General features: G+C 57.2%; 19 protein-coding genes. 8 read left to right on the top strand and 11 right to left on the bottom strand.

Translation table 11 applies throughout. The features are described from left to right. Window positions 1–1,886: TonB-dependent siderophore receptor (locus AC3B8H_RS06630; RefSeq protein ID WP_488440825.1), on the top strand; the 1,886-nt coding region annotated here is incomplete at its 5' end. 209 nt (window positions 1,887–2,095) lie between these two features. Here the strand turns inward: AC3B8H_RS06630 and AC3B8H_RS06625 are convergent. Together AC3B8H_RS06625 and AC3B8H_RS06620 are read right to left on the bottom strand one after the other, a co-directional pair. Continuing rightward, window positions 2,096–2,623 (bottom strand): SRPBCC family protein, encoded by a 528-nt coding sequence (locus AC3B8H_RS06625; protein WP_488440824.1) that lies wholly within the window; start codon window positions 2,621–2,623, stop codon window positions 2,096–2,098. 200 nt (window positions 2,624–2,823) lie between these two features. Further along, a complete protein-coding gene (locus tag AC3B8H_RS06620) occupies window positions 2,824–3,465 on the bottom strand; it encodes a TetR/AcrR family transcriptional regulator (RefSeq protein WP_488440823.1) in 642 nt (213 codons plus the stop codon). Between the two features lie 102 nt (window positions 3,466–3,567). On the opposite strand from AC3B8H_RS06620, the gene AC3B8H_RS06615 reads away from it, so the two are divergent. From AC3B8H_RS06615 to AC3B8H_RS06600, 4 genes are all read left to right on the top strand, one after another. Further along, the gene (locus AC3B8H_RS06615; RefSeq protein WP_488440822.1) at window positions 3,568–4,776 is read left to right on the top strand and encodes an efflux RND transporter periplasmic adaptor subunit; all 1,209 of its coding nucleotides are present in this window, start codon (window positions 3,568–3,570) and stop codon (window positions 4,774–4,776) included. A gap of 3 nt (window positions 4,777–4,779) precedes the next feature. Further along, window positions 4,780–7,962 (top strand): efflux RND transporter permease subunit, encoded by a 3,183-nt coding sequence (locus AC3B8H_RS06610; protein ID WP_488440821.1) that lies wholly within the window; start codon window positions 4,780–4,782, stop codon window positions 7,960–7,962. Further along, window positions 7,955–9,430, top strand: coding sequence for an efflux transporter outer membrane subunit (locus tag AC3B8H_RS06605; RefSeq protein WP_488440820.1), 1,476 nt, complete (start codon window positions 7,955–7,957; stop codon window positions 9,428–9,430). Before AC3B8H_RS06610 ends, AC3B8H_RS06605 begins: the two co-directional genes overlap by 8 nt. A 542-nt stretch (window positions 9,431–9,972) precedes the next feature. Beyond that, complete coding sequence (locus tag AC3B8H_RS06600) at window positions 9,973–10,887, top strand: hypothetical protein (RefSeq protein ID WP_488440819.1); 915 nt, start codon at window positions 9,973–9,975, stop codon at window positions 10,885–10,887. A gap of 145 nt (window positions 10,888–11,032) precedes the next feature. On the opposite strand, the gene AC3B8H_RS06595 is transcribed toward AC3B8H_RS06600, so the two are convergent. Beyond that, a complete protein-coding gene (locus AC3B8H_RS06595; RefSeq protein WP_488440818.1) occupies window positions 11,033–12,010 on the bottom strand; it encodes a malate dehydrogenase in 978 nt (325 codons plus the stop codon). Between the two features lie 211 nt (window positions 12,011–12,221). Here AC3B8H_RS06595 and AC3B8H_RS06590 point away from each other — a divergent pair, with 211 nt between their 5' ends. Genes AC3B8H_RS06590 through glyA form a run of 3 tightly spaced genes read left to right on the top strand, consistent with a single transcriptional unit; the run spans window position 12,222 to window position 15,736 of the window. Then, the gene (locus tag AC3B8H_RS06590) at window positions 12,222–13,079 is read left to right on the top strand and encodes an NADP-dependent methylenetetrahydromethanopterin/methylenetetrahydrofolate dehydrogenase (RefSeq protein ID WP_488440817.1); all 858 of its coding nucleotides are present in this window, start codon (window positions 12,222–12,224) and stop codon (window positions 13,077–13,079) included. Between the two features lie 17 nt (window positions 13,080–13,096). Then, window positions 13,097–14,452, top strand: coding sequence for a glycerate kinase type-2 family protein (locus AC3B8H_RS06585; protein ID WP_488440816.1), 1,356 nt, complete (start codon window positions 13,097–13,099; stop codon window positions 14,450–14,452). Window positions 14,453–14,476: 24 nt separating this feature from the next. Then, window positions 14,477–15,736: a serine hydroxymethyltransferase gene (gene glyA, locus AC3B8H_RS06580; protein WP_488440815.1), complete on the top strand. Its 1,260-nt coding sequence runs from the start codon at window positions 14,477–14,479 to the stop codon at window positions 15,734–15,736. 464 nt (window positions 15,737–16,200) lie between these two features. Here glyA and AC3B8H_RS06575 read toward each other — a convergent pair whose 3' ends face one another. The 8 genes from AC3B8H_RS06575 to AC3B8H_RS06540 form a co-directional block, all read right to left on the bottom strand. Continuing rightward, the gene (locus AC3B8H_RS06575; protein WP_488440814.1) at window positions 16,201–17,919 is read right to left on the bottom strand and encodes a rhomboid family intramembrane serine protease; all 1,719 of its coding nucleotides are present in this window, start codon (window positions 17,917–17,919) and stop codon (window positions 16,201–16,203) included. Between the two features lie 1,138 nt (window positions 17,920–19,057). Next, window positions 19,058–19,999 (bottom strand): ADP-glyceromanno-heptose 6-epimerase, encoded by a 942-nt coding sequence (rfaD, locus tag AC3B8H_RS06570; protein ID WP_488440813.1) that lies wholly within the window; start codon window positions 19,997–19,999, stop codon window positions 19,058–19,060. Window positions 20,000–20,005: 6 nt separating this feature from the next. Next, window positions 20,006–20,452 (bottom strand): 50S ribosomal protein L9, encoded by a 447-nt coding sequence (rplI, locus tag AC3B8H_RS06565; protein WP_488440812.1) that lies wholly within the window; start codon window positions 20,450–20,452, stop codon window positions 20,006–20,008. A 33-nt stretch (window positions 20,453–20,485) separates the two neighbouring features. Then, window positions 20,486–21,286 carry a hypothetical protein gene (locus tag AC3B8H_RS06560; RefSeq protein ID WP_488440811.1) on the bottom strand — a complete coding sequence of 267 codons (801 nt, stop codon included), beginning with the start codon at window positions 21,284–21,286 and terminating at the stop codon, window positions 20,486–20,488. 140 nt (window positions 21,287–21,426) lie between these two features. Beyond that, complete coding sequence (gene rpsR / locus AC3B8H_RS06555; RefSeq protein WP_013818223.1) at window positions 21,427–21,657, bottom strand: 30S ribosomal protein S18; 231 nt, start codon at window positions 21,655–21,657, stop codon at window positions 21,427–21,429. An 18-nt stretch (window positions 21,658–21,675) separates the two neighbouring features. Further along, window positions 21,676–22,107, bottom strand: coding sequence for a 30S ribosomal protein S6 (gene rpsF / locus AC3B8H_RS06550; protein WP_488440810.1), 432 nt, complete (start codon window positions 22,105–22,107; stop codon window positions 21,676–21,678). A gap of 205 nt (window positions 22,108–22,312) precedes the next feature. Next, window positions 22,313–22,699: a group III truncated hemoglobin gene (locus AC3B8H_RS06545; RefSeq protein WP_488440809.1), complete on the bottom strand. Its 387-nt coding sequence runs from the start codon at window positions 22,697–22,699 to the stop codon at window positions 22,313–22,315. After that, on the bottom strand, window positions 22,699–22,886 hold a 188-nt coding region (locus AC3B8H_RS06540), incomplete at its 5' end, for a hypothetical protein (RefSeq protein WP_488440808.1). The genes AC3B8H_RS06540 and AC3B8H_RS06545, both read right to left, overlap by 1 nt.

The following is a 22,886-nucleotide window of genomic DNA, read 5'->3' as shown; positions in this document are numbered from 1 at the left end:
TCATCGAAGACCAGCAAGTCATACGTTTGAAGGATGCATTGCGAAATATCAGCGGCGTAGTGTCGGGCGGGGACGCGACAGGCTCCGACCATTTTAATATTCGCGGTTTCGATACCACGATGGTTTATCGGGACGGCGCACCGTTTCCGATTGCCGCCGGTATACCGACCAATCGCCGAGAAACCGCCAATATCGAAAGCATAGAAGTTTTAAAAGGGCCGGCATCGCTGTTGTATGGACGCACCGAGCCGGGTGGAATCATCAATGTCACAACCAAGCAACCTTTGTCCCACGCCTATTACTCGTTGCAACAGCAATTCGGCTCTTACGATTTATATCGCACCACCGTCGACGCCACCGGGCCAATATCTTCCGATAATTCGTTGCTGTATCGCTTTAATTTGGCTTACCAGGACAATAATAGTTTTCGAGATTATGTTGGGAATGAGCGTGTATTTGTCGCGCCGGTCTTGACCTGGAATATCGACGCGCGAACCAAAGCGACATTTGAATTGGAATACCTGCATGATGAGAATTTGAACGATCCCGGCGTTCCGGGCCTGGGGAACCGCCCGGTGGCAGCGCCCCGGAATTCGTTTTTGAGTGAACCCGATGCCAAGGTCACCACCGACCGGGTGTTAGTTGGTTTGAATTGGTCTCACCAGTTCAATGACAATTGGGAAATTGCGCATCGATTCAATGCGGAATTGACCCAATACGATCAAATCGGCAGCTTCTTTTTCAGCCAGTCTTCTCCGACCGGAAACGTGGATAGAGGCTTTTTCAAGACCGAATCGCCGTGGGAAAAATACTACACCACCGTCAATCTAACCGGAAAATTCAATACCGGCGTGGTGAAACATAAATTGTTGATGGGTGGCGATTACTTTCGCGAGGATCTCGATGTTAAAGAAGGTTGCTGCCCAAGTCCTAGCACCCCGATAAATGTGTTCAATCCGGTGCCTACCGGCTTGCCAAGTTTCAATGTGGTACCGGTTGCAAAAACCAGTTCGGATTGGTTCGGCTTATATCTGCAGGATCAATTGGAGTTGCCGCACAATGTCTTTGCGCTTGGCGGCATGCGTTACGACAATGCTCGAGGACATGACGAATTAAATAACGGTGCCGTTACGATAGACGAGGATAGGGTGAGTCCGAGAGGCGGTTTATTGTGGCGGCCGATTCCGGAGTTATCGGTTTATGGCAGTTACACGGAAAATTTCGGCGCGAATAACGGGGTAAATCGAAACGGCCAATTGCTTAAACCTGAAACGGCCCAGCAATGGGAAACCGGTATAAAAACCGAATTATGGGACGGCCATTTTTCCGCTTCCTTGGCTTATTTCGAATTAACCAAACAAAATGTTCGAGTAACCGATCCGACAAATTTTACCTTGTCAAAATCAATTGGCGAAGCACAGAGCCAAGGCATTGAATTGGACGCAAAAGGTGAAATCATGCCCGGATGGAACGTTATCGGCTCTTATGCGCATATCCCGGTGGCAAATATCACCAAAGACGTTGATTCTAACGGCGGTATTGGCAATCAAGGAAAAAGACTTTATAACGCTGCTCGTAATTCAGGCAGTCTTTGGAATGTGTACGAAATTCAACATGGCGAGCTTCAGGGTTTGAAGTTTGGCGCGGGGACGGTAGTCGTTGGGAAGCGCCAAGCGGATAACGAAAATCTGGTGCAAATGCCGGGTTACGTCACTATGAATTTAATGACTAGTTATCAACGAAAAATAGGAAATTCCAAACTTACCGTTCAATTCAACGTTGATAACTTATTGGATAAATACTATTTTGCCTCGGCCAACGGCTTTAACCAGCATTTCTTCGGCGCACCTAGGACGTTTCTAGGGTCAATCAGAATAGAGTACTAAACGTCACTCCGTTGTAAACGACTTTGGCCTCGGTCGGCGGTGTTTGATCGCGGGTCAAGCCTACACCCCGCTGAGGCTGGCGCCGGCTTATGAGGCGGGGCTAAATTTTCGGCGAACCGCTTAGGCTCGCCGCAACGGACGGACAATCCGCGCGGCGGCATAGCTGGCGAGTCGCGAGCCCCGGAAGCTCGGGTACCGCCGGCAACCGATTACTTCTCGATTTTGGCTTTCAAGCCGCTCAAACCCGCCTTGAAAAACTGGGTCATGGCCTTGACGGCGGCTTCGTCGCTGAGGTTTTCCGGCGGGGTGTTGCCGGTGTCGCCGCGATAAAACCGGCTTTTCACGGTCACGACGCTGCTGTCGGCGCCGTCGCCGGGGGTAACTTTCAGATCGACGGTGTGCGAACTGGTCGGTAAGGCCTTGACGTTTTCGGTTTTCAAACGGTAGCTGTATTCGTGCTCGGGCTCGCTGTAGTAATCCAGTTCCTCGACGATGGTTTCGCCGTTTTGGAAAGTCAGTTTGCGGGTACCGCCGCTGGCGTTCTTGCCGTCGCCTTCGGCGGCTTTCAGATCGGGATGCCATTGGCCGATGTCGTCGAAATTCTTGACCGCTTCCCAAACCTTGGCGACCGGCGCCTGAATGGTTACGCTTTCCTTGGCTTTTTGCGGGGTCGGACCGTGCGCCAGAACGGGGTTGGACAACAACAGCGCGCCGAGGGAGAGTAGAATTTTTTGCATCGTAATGACCGGTAGTGGCTAAAAGCCCGGCATTATCGACGGCGGCGGCCCGACCGGCCTCGGGAAGCCTTCCCGAGTTTGACTGGGTTTAATTCATTGATTTTGGCGAGAACCCTTGCCCTCGGTGCCGCTGGGCTAAGATTTAGCCTTGTAAATAACGCTGATTCAAAACTAGGGATAGGTAAGATTTTCAAAACCCATTACTCTCGATCCCCACCTTCCAAAGGGTGGCTAGCACCGCAACCGTTTAAAAACAATTCGCAGGATTGCCGCACCCAGGCTTCGACCTCGGCCTCGTCGGGCGTCGGCTCCAGTCCCAGTTGCAGGCGTTGAAAGCGTTCGTTGCGCAAGACGCTGACGAATTGGTCGGCCAAAAACTCCGGATCGGCCGGCCGAATCCGGCCCAGATGCTGTTGCCTGGCAAAGTAAGCGCTCAACAAGGCCAGCGTGCGGCGCGGGCCGTGCTCGTAAAATTGGGTGGCCAGATCAGGAAAGCGCGGCGACTCGCCGATCAGAATGGCCCGCATTCTGACGACTTCGGGGCGCGACACCCGAAACAGAAACTGCGTGCCGAACTCGACCAGCGCTATCTCCGGAACTATGTCGCCGGCCAGTGTGTCGATGAAGCGGTCGCTGCAACGCTTAACCAGGGCGCCGAACAAGCCGGCCTTACCGCCGAATTCGTTATAGATGGTGCGTAGCGATACCCTGGCGTCGCGAGCGATGGTTTCCATCGCCAGATTGCCGTAACCGTGTTCCAGAAACAATTGCAGCGCCGCGTCCAATACCCGATCGCGGCTTTGCTGTTCAGCGCCCTTGGGGGGGCGTCCGCATTTCACCATCTGTAAAACCCAATAAATTCAGTTGACTTAAGCGAAGATGATACCCTAGACTAAACGGTAATACGTATTACCGTTTTTGATAGCGCAGGAGCGTTAACCGCCATGACACGAATTGATCAGCCCTCGGTCCCGCCGGCCAAATCCGCCGTTTTTTTCTCGACGCCGTTCCCGCCGGGCGCGGTGGCGCTACTGGCCTTGCTGCAGTTTTTACTGAGCGGTTGCGGTGAAACCGGCAATGCCGCCAATGCCGCGCCGCCGCCGGCCGCCGTCAAAGCCGCTCAGCCGCTGGCCCAGAGCGTCACCGAATGGGACGAGTACACGGGCCGGGTCGAAGCGATCAGCTCGGTGGAAGTCCGTGCCCGAGTCGGCGGTTATCTGGAAAAGGTCAATTTCACGGCTGGCGCCAAGGTCAACAAGGGCGACCTGTTGTTCATCATCGACGCCCGCCCTTACAAGGCCCAGTTGAACTACGCGATTGCCGAGCTGGAACGCGCCAAGTCCAAGCGCGAACTGGCCAAGAACGATTGGAGCCGCGCCGAAAACTTGGTTAAGGCCAAGGCCATTTCCACCGAGGAATACGATATGCGGGCCAAGGGCTGGCGCGAAGCCGACGCGGCGGTGCAATCGGCGGAAGCCAACGTTTACGCCGCCCGCCTCAACGTCGAGTATTGCGAGATTCGCGCGCCGATCGCCGGCCGGGTCGGCCGGGAAATGCTGACCGCCGGCAACCTGGTGACCGGCGGCGACGTCACCGTGTTGACTACGGTGACCTCGGTCGATCCGGTTTACGTCTACGCCGACGCCGACGAGCAATCCTTGCTGAAATACCGGCGCCAGGCCTTGCAACGCCAGCCCGGCGCCGCCGAACTGAAAGGCACTCCGGCCGAGGCGGCGGTCGCCGACGAAACCGGCTTCCCGCATCGCGGCCAGCTCGATTACGTGGCGCCGCAGGAAAACCGTGCCACCGGCACGATCGCGTTGCGCGGCGTATTCGCCAATCCCGACGAACTGCTCAGCCCCGGTTTCTTCGCCCGAATGCGCGTGCAAGGCGGCGCGCCCTACGATGCGCTGCTGATACCCGACCGCGCCGTCGGCACCGACCAAGCCCAGCGCTTCGTTTGGGTGATGAACCAGGAACAACAAGTCGAGTACCGCAAGGTGACGCCCGGCGCGCGAATCGGCGAAATGCGGGTGATCAGCGACGGCTTGCGGGCCGGCGAGTGGGTCATCGTCGAAGGCCAGCAAAAGCTGCGGCCCGGCGCCAAGGTCAATCCGGAACGCATCGCGTTGAGTCCGGTACAAGGAGCCTAAGTCATGGGTAATTTCACCCGTTTTTTCATCGACCGACCGATTTTCGCGGCGGTATTATCGATCCTGATCGTATTGGTCGGCGGCTTGGCGCTGATCGGCCTGCCGATCGCCCAATATCCGGAAATCGCGCCACCGACCGTGGTGGTCAGCACTAGCTATCCCGGCGCCAACGCCAGCGTCGTCGCCGAAACGGTGGCGACGCCGATCGAGCAGGAAGTCAACGGCGTCGAGGATATGCTGTATATGTCGTCGAACTCGACCAACAGCGGCAACTTGTCTTTGACCATTACCTTCAAGCCGGGCACCAATCTGGACAAGGCTCAGGTTCTGGTGCAAAACCGGGTCGCCTTGGCCGAGCCGCGCTTGCCGGAAGAGGTGCGCCGGCAAGGCATCAGCGTCAAAAAACGCAGTCCCGACTTGAGTCTGGTCGTCAATCTGGTGTCGCCGGACAAACGTTACGACAGCGTCTATCTGAGCAACTACGCCCTGCTGCAAATCCGCGACACGCTGGCGCGGCTGCCCGGCGTCGGCGACATCCTGTTGTTCGGTGCCCGCGATTACAGCATGCGCCTGTGGCTGAATCCTGAACAGATCGCCGCCCGTAACCTGACCGCCAACGACGTGGTTAGCGCGGTCCGCGAGCAGAACGTCCAGGTCGCGGCCGGCGTGGTCGGCCAGCAGCCGGCGGCAGGCGCGACCGCTTACCAATATACGATCAGCACCTTGGGCCGCTTGACCGATCCCGAGCAATTCGGCGACATTGTCATCAAACAGGACAAAAACGGCGAGATCACTCGTTTAAAAGACGTGGCCCGCATCGAGTTGGGCGCCAAGGATTACAACGCCGGCTTGTATCTGGACGGCGAACCCACCGTCGGTCTGGCGATGTTCCAACTGCCCGGCTCCAACGCGCTGGAAACCAAGGCGGCGGTGGTCAAGGCGATGGAGGAATTGAAAACCCGCTTCCCCGAAGGCCTGGATTACATTCTGGTTTACGACACCGTGGTGTTCGTGCAGCAATCGATAGACGCCGTGGTCAAAACCTTGTTCGAGGCCTTGCTGCTGGTGGTGCTGGTGGTCATCGTGTTCCTGCAAAACTGGCGTGCGGCGGTGATTCCGCTGCTGGCGGTGCCGGTATCACTGATCGGCACCTTCGGCGTGATGGCGGCGCTGGGCTTATCGCTGAATACCCTATCGTTGTTCGGCTTGGTGTTGGCGATCGGCATCGTCGTCGACGACGCCATCGTCGTCGTCGAAAACGTCGAGCGCCACATCGCCGAGGGTCTGCGTGCCCGCGAAGCCACCAAATTAGCGATGCGCGAAGTCGTTGGGCCGATTATCGCCACCGCGTTGGTATTGGTTGCGGTGTTCGTGCCGACCGCCTTCATCACCGGTGTATCCGGGGCGTTTTACAAGCAGTTCGCGTTGACGATCGCGGTCTCGACGGTGATTTCGGCGTTCAACTCGCTGACCTTGAGTCCGGCCTTGTGCGCGCTGCTGCTCGACCGCGCCCACGGCGACAAGGACTGGTTTACCCGCTTGGTCGACAAGGCCTTCGGCTGGTTTTTCGTGCCGTTCAACCGCTTTTTCGAACGAATCAGCGTCGGCTACTCCAAGCTGGTCGGCCGGATGATACGGACCACGGCGGTGGTACTGATCTTGTACGTCGGCCTGAATGGTCTGAACTTTCTGGCCTTTGAGAAAGTGCCGACCGGCTTTATTCCCCAGCAAGATCAAGGCTATTTGATTTTGTACGCCCAATTGCCGGACGCGGCGGCGCTCGGCCGCACCCAGGACGTTGTCCAAAAAGCCACCAAAATCATGCTGGAAACCGAAGGCGTCGCCCACGTCAACGCCTACGCCGGTTGGTCGATTTTGACCGGCGCCAACCAATCCAACGTCGCGACCATGTTCGCCCGGCTGGACGATTTTGACGCCCGCGCCGGCCGTGCCGATCTCCACGCCAGCCAGTTGGTCAAAACCCTGGGCCAACGCCTGTCGGGCATCGGCGACGCCTACATCGCGGTGTTCGAGCCGCCGCCGATTCGCGGCATGAGTTCGGTCGGCGGCTTTAAGTTGCAAATCCAGGACCGCAACAACGCCGGCATCGCCGCGTTACAGCAAACCGCCAACGAGATGATAGGCCAAGGCAACCAACAACCGGGCTTGGTGGGCTTGTTCACGACGTTCCGGGCCGGCGTGCCGCAATTGTTTGTGGATGTCGATCGCGCTCGCGCCAAGGCGATGGACGTGCCGCTCAACGATATTTTCAATACCTTGCAAATCTATCTGGGTTCGCTGTACGTCAACGACTTCAACGCCTTCGGCCGCACCTACCAAGTGGTCGCCCAGGCCGATGCCGAGTTTCGGATGAAGCCCAACGACATCGCCGAACTGAAAACCCGCAATCAAACCGGCGGCATGGTACCGCTCGGCGCATTGGCCAAGGTCAATGAAATCAGCGGCCCCGACAAGATCACCCGCTACAACATGTACCCGGCCGCCGAAATCAACGGCGCCACGCTGCCCGGCGTCAGTTCCGGCCAAGCCATCTCGGTGATGAACCAATTGCTGAAGTCCTCGCTGCCGCCCGGCTTCGACTTCGAATGGACCGAACTGAGTCTGCAGCAAGTCTTGGCCGGCAACGTCGCGCTGCTGGTATTTCCGCTTAGCGTCGTCTTCGTGTTCCTGGCGCTAGCGGCCCAGTACGAAAGCTGGTCCCTGCCGTTCGCGGTGATTTTGATCGTGCCGATGTGCATCCTGTCGTCGATGACCGGCGTCTGGCTGGCCGGCATGGATAACAACATCTTCACCCAGATCGGCTTCATCGTGTTGGTGGGACTGGCCAGCAAGAACGCGATTTTGATCGTCGAATTCGCCAAGCACCGCCAGGAAACAGGGCTTAACCGTTTCGAAGCGGCGGTCGAGGCGGCCCGCATCCGCTTGCGGCCGATCTTGATGACCTCGTTCGCCTTCATCATGGGGGTGTTTCCGCTGGTGGTCGCGACCGGCGCCGGCGCCGAATCGCGGCGGCTGTTGGGTACCGCGGTATTCAGCGGCATGATCGGCGTGACCCTGTTCGGCCTGCTGCTGACCCCGGTGTTTTACGTCACGGTGCAAGCGATCGCGCAACGCCTCAAACCGACCCGCGCCGCTCGTCCCGCCCACGGAGATCAGGATGCCTAAAACGACTTTTTCAACGACCTTGCGGCCGCTGCCGATATTGCTGTTAGCCGCCTATTTACCCGGCTGCGCGGTCGGCCCGGACTACCAGAAACCGGCCACCGAACTGCCGGCCGGCTTCGCCAATGCCCGCGGTCCGCAATTCGCGCCCGGCGACGTCGAAGTCCACTGGTGGACCTTGTTTGGCGACAGCCGGTTGCAGGCATTGGTGAATGCCGCCGTCGCCCACAATTACGATCTGGCCGCCGCCCGCGCCAATCTGGAACAAGCCAGGGCCTTGTATCTGGAATCCGGCTTGAATCTGTTACCGACCGTGACCTCCCACGCCAATTACACCGAGCAAAAGCGCAGTACCTCGGCACTGAACAACCGGGCCTTCGTGCCGCGCGAACTCAAGCTGTACAACATGGGTTTCGACGCCTCCTGGGAGCTGGACGTATTCGGCCGGGTGCGGCGCGGCGTCGAGGCCAGCAACGATCAGACCGAGGCCGAACAGGCCACGCTGCGCGATGTCGGGGTCAGTCTGATCGCCGAAGTGGCGCGCAATTATTTCGAGTTGCGCGGCTTGCAACACCAATTGGCCATCAACCGCGACAACGCCGAAAACCAGCGGCAGACGCTGGAACTGACTCAGGTCAGGCTGGCCAACGGCCGCGGCACCGAACTGGATACCCGCCAGGCCGAAGCCCAGTTAGCCAACACCCGGGCGGCGCTACCCAATCTGGAAGCCGCGATCAGCCGGACCATCCACCGCCTGAGCGTGTTGACCGGCCGGCTCCCCGATGCATTGACCGGCGAACTGTCGGCCGACCAGCCGCTGCCCAAGGCGCCCGAGACGATTCAAATCGGCGACCCCGGCCAGTTGCTGCAACGCCGGCCCGACATTCGGGTCGCCGAACGCAATCTGGCGGCGGCGACCGCGCAAATCGGCGTCGCCACCGCCGACCTGTTCCCGCGCGTAACCTTCGTCGGCAATCTGTCGCTGGAAGCCAGCACCTTGTCCAACGTCGTCGCGCCGGGGTCGGAATCGTACTCGGTCGGCCCGAAAATCAGTTGGGCGGCCTTCGATCTCGGCCGGGTCTACGCGCGGATCAAGGCGGCGGATGCCAGTGCCGAAGCCAGTCTGGCGCAGTATCAGCAAACCGTGTTGTTGGCCCTGGAGGAAACCGAGAATGCGCTGGTCACGTATAACCAGGAGCGGGTCCGCCGCGCCGAATTGACCACCGCCGCCGAAGCCAGCGCAAAAGCCGTCGAGTTGGCGCGCCTGCGTTACCGCGAGGGCATCTCCGACTTTTTGACGGTGTTGGAAGCCGACCGGCAATTGCTGGCGAACCAAGACTTGCTGGCACAAAGCCAAACCGCCACCGCAACCGCGCTGGCCGCGGTCTACAAGGCCTTGGGCGGCGGTTGGCAGATCGTGCCGGACGCGCAAACCCAAACCGAAACCGCGCGGCTACCCCCCGAGAACTGAAGCGATTCGACCGGTCGCCAGCCGACTTGCCGCATGCGACCGGTAAGCCCCTGCCGACAAGTCGGCCGTATCGCCGAGCGATATAACACGCCACTATCGACGCTGGCGGCGTCCGCTCATGCCATCCGCGCGTGATTGATTGCCTGGCTTGCGAGCCGCGCCGAAAAAATCGCGCCGCCATTTGTCGGCCTAAAAACCAATCAACGGCGGAAGCGCTGGCGTTCCGCTGGGGGCCGCGCTTCCCCGCCACAACCACCCCGCCACCGACCGAAAACCCGACACCGCCAACATGAACCGGCGATTGCCGCCGAAAACTACCTCTAAAAAAACAAGGCATTTCACGCCACACCTGTGTGATATGCCGCAGTTTTAAAACATTTGGGAATCGCCGATCACTTGTAAGCCACGTCTTACATGGCTTACCGGGATTGGCATAAGGATTGCCTAATATATCAGGCGAAGCAACGCCAGGGTTCCGGTCAACCGGTCCTTAGCGACAAACATTCGCCTAATTTATTACGCAAAAAACAAGGGTAAGTCTTATGAAATCCGTATTAGCCAAAGCCATTGGATTGGCCATCGCCGGCACCGCGCTGAGCGGCTCGGCAATCGCCTCCACGACGATGTACAACACCTTTACCACCACCGATGTCACCGCGACCGACGGCTGGACTCGTACTTTCGACGGCGTCGATGTGGACAGCGTGGCAACCGGTCCGGAAAGCCAAGGCAACAAAGGTACGCTGGTGTCTTGGGTCGGCACCGCCGGCAACGCTTTGCCCTTCAATTACACGGGATCGTCTCACCTGAACTGGGCCGTGCAATTGAGCGGAGCGGGTGACAGCGCGGTTATTTCGGCCGCCGATTCCGCCAAATACGCCGGCACCGTTAACGGCTTCACGCAAGCTGAAATCGACACCGGCGGCGGTGCTTGGAACGATAACGGCCTGAACGCTCAAGGACAGGCCACGGTAAACGGCCCAACCGGCTGGAGACATCAAACCGACATCGGCCTGATCAGCTCGGACGTGACTCAAAAAGTGACGATCAACCTGTCCACCACCAATAGCTTGTTCAGCCGTTTCGGCGTTACCGTATTCGAAGGCGCCGACACCAACACCGGCAATTACAGCCACCACGGCTCCTGGAACTGCCCCGGTTGCAACCCGGCAAAACCGTTTACCGCGGAAAATCCGTTCAGCACCGTCGGCCTGACTAATATCGGCCACAGCGACAATGTCACCGATACCATCGGCTACACCTTTACCGCCGAAGCCGGCAAGGTCTATTCACTGTATTTGGGCGGCGTGGGTTTCGACCGCTGGAACAGCGGCGTCGCGGGCTACAAACTGGACCTTGCGACATCGCCGGTGCCCGTTCCTGGCGCGGTCTGGTTGTTCGGCAGCGCGATCGCCGGCCTGATCGGCGTCAACCGTCGTCGCCAATCGGCGGCTTGAGTTCTCGGATAGGCGTTACGGTTAACGGTAGCGCCTAGGGCTCAACGCCCGGAACACCTCGTTAACAAAAGCCGCCACGGAAGGCGGCACCTTCAGCGGGCGGCCGCCCGGCCGGATCGGAAGCCAGCCCCGGCCGACTCCAAATTTACAGCAAATGCTTGACGGCTTGTCGCTCCTCTTTTAGCTCAGCTTCGTTCAAGCGCAAGCGCTCCAAACTGAATGCATTCAGATCCAGCGCCTTGACGATACTGATCCGGCCGTCTTCAACGGTCACCGGAAACGAATACACCAAGCCTTCCTCGATGCCGTAGCTGCCGTCGGACGCCACCGCCATGCTGACCCAGTCGTCGATCTCGGTGCCGTGCGCCCAAATCCGCATATGTTCGATCGCCGCGTGCGCCGCCGAAGCCGCGCTGGACTGACCGCGCACCTTGATGATTTCGGTACCTCGGGATTGCACGGTCGGAATGAACTCGTTGACGAACCATTCGTGCTCCACCAGTGACAAGGCATCCAGCCCCTTAACCTTGGCGTGATGCAAATCCGGATATTGAGTGCAGGAATGATTGCCCCAAACCATGACGTTTTTGATGTCGCGGCTGATCACGCCGCACTTTTCCGCCAATTGCCCTATCGCCCGCTTGTGATCCAACATCGCCATCGCGGTAAAGCAGTCCGGCCCCAAATCCGGCGCATTGCTGATCGCGATCAGCGCGTTGGTGTTGGCCGGATTGCCGGTCACCAACACTTTCACGCGGCGACTGGCGTATTCGTTCAGCGCTCTCCCCTGAATCCGGAAAATCTCGGCATTGTCCTTCAACAGATCGGCGCGCAACATGCCGGGACCGCGCGGCTTGGCGCCCACCAAAAACGCATAATCAATGTTATCGAACGCCACTTTCGGATCGTCGGTCATGACAATTTTTTGCAGCAACGGATAGGCGCAGTCGTTCAGTTCCATCACGACGCCTTGCAAGGTTTGCATGGCCTGCGGGACTTCCAGCAGGCGCAACACGATGGGCTGCTCCGGCCCCAGCAACTCGCCGGACGCCAACCGAAACAACAGGGAGTAACTGATTTGGCCTGCCGCCCCGGTTACGGCAATATCGATGGGGGTTTTCATCCACTGTCCTCATTATTATTAGCTGTCATCCTCGCGCCGGAGGGCGACTTTCGATTTTTCAATATGACATAAAGTATTTGGGCAAACAACTGCAAATCCCCATCCCGTACCGCCGTCCCCGATTTCGGGCGGCACCGCCAACTTTCTGTATAATGGCCCGCCGGATTCCGCGCCGCGCCGCATCTCTCTTTCCCGATACACAGGCAGGTTAATGAAAAAGTTGTTATTTCAATTCGATACCGATACTCATCCCTCCGTTTTCGATACCGTGGTGGCTTACGACGGCGGCGCCGATCATGTGATCGGCCACGGCGGCCTAACCCCGGAAAACGTCGGCGCCTTGGTGGACGGCTGCATATTTACCCGCGCACCGAAAGACAAAAAAAACACCGCGATTTTCATCGGCGGCAGCAATATGGAAGCGGGACAAAACTTGCTGGCGGCGGTGCAACAGCATTTCTTCCCCGGTTTTCAGGTATCGGTGATGCTGGACAGCAACGGCAGCAACACCACGGCGGCGGCGGCGGTCGCCAAAATTGCCAGCAGCGGCAGTCTGAAAGGCAAAAAAGCGGTGGTGCTGGCGGGCACCGGCCCGGTGGGCCAGCGCGCGGCGGCGATGATGGCGCTGGAAGGCGCGCAAGTTTCGATTACCTCGCGGCATATTTTCAACGCCGAAAAAGCCTGCTTTGCGATGAAGGAACGTTTCGATGTTGACCTGACCCCCGTCGAGGCGGCCGATCTGGACGCCCGCGCCGAGGCGGTCAAGGACGCCAATATCGTGCTGGCGACCGGCGCGGCGGGCGTGGAATTACTGAAGCCCGAGCATTGGCAACACAACCCTAACCTGGAAATCCTGGCCGACGCCAACGCCACGCCGCCGGTCGGCATCGGCGGTACCGAAGTCATGGACCGAGGCGAATTGCGCCACGGCAAAATCATCTGGGGCGCGATCGGCTTCGGCACCTTGAAACTGGCCTTGCACCGCGCTTGCATCGCCAAATTATTCGAAAGCAACAAACAGGTCTTCGACGCCGAAATCATTTTCGACCTCGCCAAAGCGATGGCCTAAGCCGGCGCCGATTCGCCATGCCGGCCGTTGCTAGCCGTTTCCGCGCCCAGGCTTCCGAGATATTTCGGGCCGGCCTCGCCGCCGCCGATCCCCGTCTGGCGGTTCGGCGTCACCTGCAAACCGACGGCGAGCATTTATGCCTCGGCCTGAACCACAACAGTCTGCGCAGCGGCAACTGGCGCCAAATTCATCTGATCGCCTTCGGCAAAGCCGCCTGCGCGATGGCCGACGCCGCCCAGGAAATCATCCCTCACGCCTGGCTGGCGGACAAAGGTATTGTCGTCACCAACTACGATAACGTCGATCTGGTGAAGAATTGCCAAGTGTTCGGCGCCGGCCATCCGCTACCGGACGCGGCCGGACTGCACGCGGCCAAAACCGTCGCCAAACGTCTTAGCGCTGCTAAAGCCGGCGAACTGGTGCTGGTGCTGGTTTCCGGTGGCGGTTCTGCCCTACTGCCCTACCCGGTCGAGTCGCTGCATTTGGCCGACAAGATCGCCGTCACCCAACGTTTGCTGGCTTGCGGCGCCGACATCGGTCAAATCAATTGCGTGCGCAAGCATCTTTCCCGACTGAAAGGCGGCGGCTTGACCAGACTCGCCGCGCCGGCCGACCTGCATGCCTTGATACTCTCCGACGTGCTGGGCGACGATTTAAGCTCGATCGCCAGCGGTCCGACCGTGCCCGACGACAGCACTTATGCCGACGCCATCGCCATTCTGGACTCATTCGGCATAGCCCAACAAATACCACTAGCGGTCCAAAGCCATTTACAGCAAGGCTCGCAAGGCTTGCTCCCGGAGACTCCGAAAACCGGCGATCCGCTGTTCAGTAACGCGAGCCACGCCTTAATCGGCGGCAATGCCATCAGCGTGAACGCGGCGCTGCGGCGAGCGGCGGAACTGGGCTATCAAACCCAGCTTTACAGCACGCAATTGTGCGGCGAAGCCGGCGCCGTTGCCGAACAATTGGCGTTGAAAGCGCAATCCACATTGCAGGAAATCCGCAAGCCGACCGCGCTGATCGCCGGCGGCGAAACTACGGTCACGTTGCGAGGCGCCGGCAAGGGCGGCCGCAACCAGGAACTGGCGCTGGCTTTCGCGCTAAGCGCAGAGCGTATCGGCCTGACAACCGGCTGGACGCTGCTCAGCGGCGGAACCGACGGCCGCGACGGCCCGACCGATGCGGCCGGCGCCATCGTTGACGGCAACACCCTGACCAGAATTCGCGCGACGGGACTCGACCCGGCGGCACGGCTAGCCGATAATGACTCATACCCCGCGCTGCAAGCGGCCGACGATTTGCTGATCACTGGCGCCACCGGCACCAATGTGGCGGACTTGCAAATCCTGCTGCTGCATCCCAACGAATAACCCGAACCCCATTAGGAGAAAACCATGTTTAACGCATCGATGACCATCGCCGGTTTTGACGACGAGCTGAACCAGGCAATCGAAAACGAGCGCCGCCGCCAGGAAGACCACATCGAATTGATCGCTTCCGAAAACTACGCCAGCCCGCGCGTGCTGGAGGCCCAAGGCACCTTGCTGACCAATAAATACGCCGAAGGCTACCCCGAGAAACGCTATTACGGCGGCTGCGAATACGTTGACGTCGTCGAGCAACTGGCCATAGACCGCGCCAAGGCACTGTTCGGCGCCGATTACGCCAACGTCCAGCCGCACTCCGGTTCGCAAGCCAACATGGCGGTATTCATGTCCTTGGTGCAACCCGGCGACACCATCCTCGGCCTGAGCCTGGCCGACGGCGGCCATTTGACCCACGGCGCCAAGCCCAATTTCTCCGGCAAAATCTACAACGCGATTCAATACGGTCTGGTTCCGGCCACCGGCGAAATCGACTACGAGCAAGTCGAAGTACTGGCCTTGGAACACAAGCCGAAAATGATCATCGCCGGCTTCTCGGCCTATTCGCGGATTTGGGACTGGCAGCGTTTCCGCGTCATCGCCGATAAGGTCGGCGCCTACTTGGTGGTGGACATGGCCCACGTCGCCGGTCTGGTCGCCGCCGGCCTGTATCCGAACCCGGTGCCGATCGCCGACGTGGTCACCAGCACCACCCACAAATCGTTGCGCGGCCCGCGCGGCGGCTTGATTCTGTGCAAATCCAATCCGGAACTGGAGAAAAAACTCAACTCCAACATTTTCCCCGGCATCCAAGGCGGCCCGCTGATGCACGTGATCGCCGCCAAAGCCGTGGCCTTCAAGGAAGCCTTGACCCCGGAATTCAAAGCCTATCAGGAACAAGTGGTCAAAAACGCTCGGGCGATGGCGGCGGTATTTATCGAACGCGGCTACGACGTGGTGTCCGGCGGCACCGACAACCATTTGATGCTGGTCTCGCTGATCCCGAAAGGCATCACCGGCAAGGCCGCCGACGCCGCCTTGGGCCGCGCCCACATCACCGTCAACAAAAACGCGGTACCCAACGACCCGCAATCGCCGTTCGTCACCAGCGGTATCCGCGTCGGCACCCCGGCGCCTACCACCCGCGGCTTCAAGGAAGCCGAAGTCCGCGAAATCGCCCAATGGATGTGCGACGTGATGGACAACCTGGAAGACGACAGCGTAATTGCCGCGGTACGGGAAAAAGTCTCCGCCTTGTGCAAGCGGTTTCCGGTGTATTCGGCGAGTTAATAGCCACGAAACGGTTTTGCGCCGTAGAAGAAAAATACCCGCGTGGGAAGGGCTTTAGCCGCGACCGAAGCCGTTCCCGCACGGGCAGTCTTGAGTTTTCCGATACCTAACATAGCAAGATTCAGCGCTGTTGCGCCAAACCCGCCCGGCTTCCCGGCCATCGACACGGGAAGCGGGAACCGGGCATCAATTTCTAAGCTGCGGGACCAGCCATAAAGCCACGCTATAATACTTACCCTTCACCCGTCGAGGCAACCCACCAAAAGCCGGTGAACAGGAAATCGACTCGCTTAAAGATTGCCAAGCCCCCGCCTAAGGAGCTATCGGACAAGTTCAGGTTTATGTGGGGGCGAAACCGGCCAAAAGCTGTCAGACGAGCCAAACGCGTAAATGGCAAGTGTCCAGCGAAAAGCAGTCGGTGTTGTGTATCTACGAACCACACCGGTCGCGAACGATTCCGAAGGCTACTTCGTCCTAGGGGATTGCTTGCTCTCATGCAATATGCGAGCGGTTATTGCCATTAGCTTGTCTTTGATAAGGGTTGCGCGTTCAAGATCGGTTGGCTCAGTTTTACCGGTTACAGGTTTTTGAAGGGAGGATAGATCCAAAATCGATACCAATATAGCCGTTGATAGTTTCATCTCTTCCAACATCTGCAACCGCCGATCCGATTCTACCAATCTGACTTCTGATAATTGTTGTATCGCTTGTTTGAGGCCTTGAAGGTAAGTGTTTTTGACCTTAGAATCAAACTCGGAGGCGGACATGCGTCCATGTCGAAAAGTAACTATATCTAAGTCAAGTAATACGAGTTCGTGAAAAAGACCATTAGCTCCCTGAATCAATAATGCTTGATTTCTTAATTCTGATTTAATGTTTAATGTTGCCTGCGGCGACATCACGACCAAAATTATTGTAGTGATAAGTGTCGATAACAGACCGATTATTAGGTTTTGTTTGACTCGCTTTTTGAAACTTTCCATCTCCAAGCGTTCCGGCAACAGCAAGCCCAATAAACAACCAGCCAGAATCCCTCCAATATGCGCTGCGTTGTCGATGCCGCGATTGGCTAATCCTAGGAGCAAAGCATAAAAAACAAACAACACTATGCTGCTCAACCTTCGTTTCCTAAAAATTTTTGGCAAGCGCTCCCTGTGTTGATACAAACCAACCATTAGCGCAATAGCGACGCCTAACACAGCCCCGGACGCACCTGCGGAAACTGCGTATTGCGCACCGAAATAGAGGCTGAGCCCATTGCCGATCAAACCGGAACCTAAATAAAGCAGTGCAAAAGGCAAATGACCATATATACGCTCTACCACTATTCCAACCACATATAGCCCCAGCATATTGATACCTAAATGCATTAGGCTGCCATGGAGAAACATGGCAGTTGCTAATCGCCACCATTCGCCACGTTGAACATCAAACGCAGTATTACCACCCCAGCTCAGCAGTTGCACGGGCGGCGTTTGCTTTATTTCCGCTCCGGCATACCACATTGCAATCCAAATCGATATGTTGACACCGATTAGCAACCAGGTGACCCATGCTATGGGAGCACAAGCCTCCAACTGATCATGAAACGCTTTTTCCTCGGCAAGCGGATTAGTGGCGAAATTGTTGGTCGATTGACTGACGCTAGAATTACCAACGGATTTGCTAGTTGATTGAGCGAAACCCAAACGCTGATTGATTATTTCCAGCAACTCGATTTGATCTTCTGCAGACAAAGACGATAAAGGTAACACTGGTCGCGCGGGGTTAATGCCAGTCCAGGACATAGAGTCATCAATAACTCCTACCAAAGCTTGCAATCTGAATTGAATGAAAGGCATGTTATTGACTTTGGAAACATTTGCCTCCACCAATTCGCCCCAGCTATGCCGTTTAATTGCTCCGGCAAACAGTTGTGATTCTATGCCATCGTCATCCAATGTGACAATTGGTTGGTGGTAGGACAATCGGCGTTTAAGAATGCTATCGAATATCGCCACAACCACATATGTGAAAACAATCGGAAGCCAAAGCCTGCCGTATTCGTGTTTCTTGCTGATGACAATAAGAAATACCCAGGAAGCAATCAGCCACCACCACAAACTGCTTCGATATTTAGCCAAGGGGCTCTTGAAAGATGCATAAAATTGTTTGTTGGTTGTTGCAGATAGAGTTCCGTGCATGACGACCCGTTGTTGATAGTCTGCTCCAATTATAGATAGAGTAATTGGAGAAGTGTTGGCCTTGAAATGTGCGGAAATGTGCGATTACGTGAGCTAGTCGTACTTACATTTTGAAGGACAGCTTATTTCCCATTTGCCGCCCTTTCAATTTAATCTTATTTGTCGGCTTCGGGTCGTAAGCCACCTACCAATACATTCCCAACCCGCAAATTTTTACGCCCAAAAACTTCGCCATGCGTAATTAGTAGCCATTCTATGCTGTTTCCACTTTTTAGACCATTCTAGGCAGCGGTGAAGTAGCTTGCGGCTTGGCTGCCGCGCGCGATGCCCGGTCCCCAAAAGCACCTTAGCGAACGGATCGGCGCGCACTTTTAAACAGCCAGCGCTACGCTGGCTTTCATACCTGTCCCGGAACAGTTTTTACACGTGTTTCCAACGTTGGGGGAAAACCGCTGCAAGCCACGGCTGGCAGGGCTTGCAGCGATTGGTCGTTCACAGAAACGTGGAAACACGTCACGGAAGGTTGGAAGTACGGCACGGAAGCGCGGAAACACGTCACGCAACGCTGGCAGGACGTCACGGAAGCGCGGAAACACGTCACGCAACGCTGGAAGGACGTCACGGAAGCGCGGAAGCACGTCACGGAACGCTGGAAGGACGTCACTGGACAGCGGAAGGACGCGTTTCCAACATCAATATACGTCACTGAAAGGTCGATACCCTCGTCGCCGGCTTCGATGGAGGCGAATCTGTTCACCTATGCCTACTCGCCGGCTTGAAAACGCCTTGATTGGCAGCGATGGCATCCTATCGACCATCCAACCGGCAGCGCTTTCTGCCAAGAGATGCGTTCCCGCGCAGACGCCAGCTACCCACCCGATAGCGGGACTACGATATAGGCCAGTAATCGGCTACGGCTTAGAGCAAATGAGCGCGCTTGGGCGGTTTAACGTAGCAATCGGATTGGGAAAGTTGAATACGGACGAATGAAGACGGGAGTTTCAGGCAAGGCCGGGAATCAACTTATGTTGATGGATAAACCTGGGATATCAGGCAAGTGATGGCAATACCTTAGGTATGCGAGGCCGGAACGCTAATCCAGCCTCCTCGAAGGCGGAATCGTTCGCAGCGTTGGGTTTTAGCTATTCAGCCATTCCATATAGAGGCGCACGCCTTCTTCGACGGTCTTAAACCGCAGATCGCAACCGCTGGCGCACAATTTATCGAGATTGGCTTCGGTGAAGCTTTGATAGCAGCCTTTCAAGTGCTCTGGGAAGGGAATGTATTCGATACGACCGCGACCGTGATAGGCGATAACCGCGTTGGCGACATCGTTGAAGGTCTGGCTGCGGCCGGTACCGCAATTGAAAATACCGGACACCGCCGGATGATCGAGAAACCATAGGTTGACGTCGACCACGTCGCCGACGTAAACGAAGTCGCGGCGTTGTTCGCCGTTACCGTAACCGTCGCAACCTTCGAATAGTTTGATCGCGTCGGCTTGTTTGATCTGGTTGTTCAAATGAAACGCAACGCTGGCCATGCTGCCTTTATGGGCTTCGCGCGGGCCGTAAACGTTGAAATAACGCAAGCCAACAACCTGGGCGGTCAACCGTGGCTGCCGGCGCAGGTATTGGTCGAATTGAAATTTGGAATAACCGTAGACGTTCAGCGGACCTTCGTAGGCCAGCTCTTCCTTGAACGTCGGATCGGCGCCATAGGTCGCGGCGCTGGAGGCATAAATGAACGGGATTTTATGGCTTTGGCAATAATGGAACAGCGTCTTCGTATATTCGTAGTTATTCTCCATCATGTAACGGCCGTCCCATTCGGTCGTCGCCGAACAAGCCCCCTGATGGAAAATCGCCTCTATCGCTTCGGCCCGGAACGCGCCTTGTTGGAGACGCTCCAGAAAAGTAGTTCTATCCAGGTAATCGGCGATCCGGCACTCGACCAGATTTTTATATTTGACCCCGTTGGTCAAATGATCGACCACCAAAATATCGTCGTAACCGCGAGCGTTCAGCCCCAGCACAAGATTGCTGCCGATGAAGCCGGCCCCACCGGTTACGACGATCATGTCGGATTACTCGGCGACGACTTTAATCGGCAAGGTCACGACCACATCGGCATGCAGGTTGAATGCGATGTTGTACTCACCGATATTGCGAATCACGCCATTCGGCAGGCGGACTTCGTGTTTCTCGACTTTAACGCCGGCCGCGGTGACCGCGTCGGCAATGTTGTGGGTCCCGACGGAACCGAACAAACGGCCTTCGTCGCCAGTTTTGTGGGCAATGACGATGCTCAATTTGCTCAAGGCTTCACCACGAGCGGCGGCGGCGGCCAACTTGTCGGCGGCTTGTTTTTCCAGCTCGGCGCGGCGTTCTTCGAATTCCTTGATTTTCGCCGGCGTGGCCAACACGGCCTTGCCTTGCGGAATCAAATAATTTCTGCCGTAGCCAGCCTTGATGCTGACCTTATCGCCCAGGTTGCCCAAGTTGGCGGTTTTTTCCAGAAGAATGACTTCCATTTTAATTACCTCGTATCGACCCTCGGTCGAAAATTAGGAGCTTGAGGCTCCGTTGGATTTGAATTTGTTACGTAAGTCCAGCCAAGGATCGACGACGCCGCATAGCGCGATTAACGCCATGACGTGCGGCACGGCAACCAGCGTGATATACAGCAGCGGCACCATGAAACGCGCCCAGTTACCGGCCGAGAACACCGCGTGTAGCAAGGCGGTGCCTATCGTCGTGTACAGCGCGAACAGCACCAGCAATACATTCCAGCTTAACTCCGAAGCCACACCGGAGGTTGCGGCGGCGAATCCAGCCAAGACCAGGGTCGCGAACGCCAGCGGCCGATGTCCGGCCAACGTCATGAACTCGCTCCGAAAGCCGCCCGGATTGAACAGTAAGGCTTGCCACCAACGCGCCAAAAACAAGCCCAGCAACAAACCGTAAATGCTTCCGGCCGCCACAACGCCAGTCATGTAATGCGCGAACTTATCGGCCGCTTGTTTCACGTCGGCCGCCGGAATATCCGGATTGGCCGCCAACATGGGCTGTATCAGCAGTTCAAGCACGCCGCGCCACAAATTGGCGGGCTCGCTCAAAAACAAATACACGGCAATCACCGCCAGAATACCCAGTCCCACCGCCGTTTCGACGGCCACGCTCAGCAAGCGGCCCTCCCGCAGCACGATGGCAATCAGCCAAACCGGCAACCACAAGACCAAGCCGTACAGCAGCGCGAATTGGTAACCGCCCAGCAAAACCAAGCTCAATAAGCCGGCCGCCAGACAGGCGCAGATCAGTACATACAAGCCTTCGCTGGCGCCTCGCCGCAATGTGACCAAGGCCACCGAGGCCGAACTTACAATACTTGCCGGAGGAAAAGGCAACGATAGCAATGCGGCGGTGGAGGCCACCGTCATTGCCGACATCCGTCCTTTCATGATGAAAGCCGCTAAAAACCGCACGCCGCCCTCCTCTCCGGCGTCAATTATTTATGCGCGTCGCAGAACGGCAGCAACGCCAGGAAGCGAGCTTGTTTGATCGCCGAGGTCAGTTGCCGTTGATATTTCGCGCTGGTACCGGTGATGCGGCTGGGGATAATCTTGCCGGTCTCGGTAATGTATTCGCTGAGCAGATCGAGATCTTTGTAATCGATGACGATTGCGTCTTCGCCGCTGAAACGGCAGCCTTTTTTACGTCTGATATTGTTACGTGCCATGTTATTACTCTCGATAAATTATTCGGAATCGGTCGCAGCCGCTTCGGTTTCTTCCGTGGCGGGCGTTCCAGGCTCTTCCTGCTCTTCCTCGACTTCGTCCTTGCCGCGGCCGCCGGATTTTTGGCCGTCGCCGCCGCTGACGGCGATTGCGGAAGGCGCGGTCACGGCTTCTTTTTGCGCCAGAGTCTGGCTGCGCAGGATGGCATCGTTAAAGCGGAAACCGGCTTCCAGTTCTTCCAGCGTGGCTTGACCACATTCGATATTCATCAGCACGTAATGGGCTTTGTGGATTTTTTTGATCGGGTAGGCCAAATGTCTGCGGCCCCAATCTTCCAGACGATGGACTTTTCCGCCCGCCTCTTCGACGGTGGATTTGTAACGCTCTACCATAGCCGGCACCTGAGCACTTTGGTCAGGATGGACTAAGAAGACAATTTCGTAATGACGCATGATTTCTCCTTACGGTTTAAACAGCCTCCCGCCGAGGATGGCGATGAAGCAAGGGACAGGGCAAAATGCCCTAAAAAGCCGGCGATTATAGAAAACTTAAGCCTTGTAATGCAAAGGTTTTATACACGGCGGCCTACAGCGGTCTCCGCTCGTCGGTTTTGCAGCGGGGAAATTGGATGATTTCCGACGGAAGAATCCGGATGGATCAGCGCGACTTGGCGGGGTTGTAATCGAAAAACAGGCCGTGTTTAAAGCCTTCCGCCATCTGTTCCGCCTTGGCGATGGCCCGGCCGGCCGCTTCAGCCGGCAACACTTCGATAGCGGTTTCCCTGAACAGCGCCAGCCAGCGATCGAAGTGTGTCAATTTTAAACGCAACCGGGCATGCACCGGGTAAGGCGTGCCGTGGTAACGATCGGTCTGCAACAACGCATGCGACCAAAAGTTTTCGACGATGCGATGGTGCGCGTCCCAGTCGTCGATGGCGGCATCGAAAATCGGTTGCAGTTCCGGGTCGGCGGCCGCCTTGCCATAAAAGCGCCTTACCAAATCGGCGATGTGCGCTTCGGTTAAGGATTCATCGCGGGCATTCATCAGGTGATCTCGTTGTATTCATTAGTAATGCTGAACTGTAGGCATCGCGCGGCAAGTTTCAGAGTCGTTTCCCCTACACCGGCCGCGCCCGAACGGCGAGCGGAAACACCGAAGTCCGGCACGCAAAAAGGATAGCTGCCCAAGCCACCAAGCCGCTGTGACTCCGCGAGCCGGCATCGGCCAGCGC

This window comes from Methylomonas sp. BG-2, assembly GCF_057766305.1.
The sequence above is the reverse complement of the archived record's forward strand: the minus strand, read 5'-3'. Positions and strand labels throughout refer to the sequence as shown.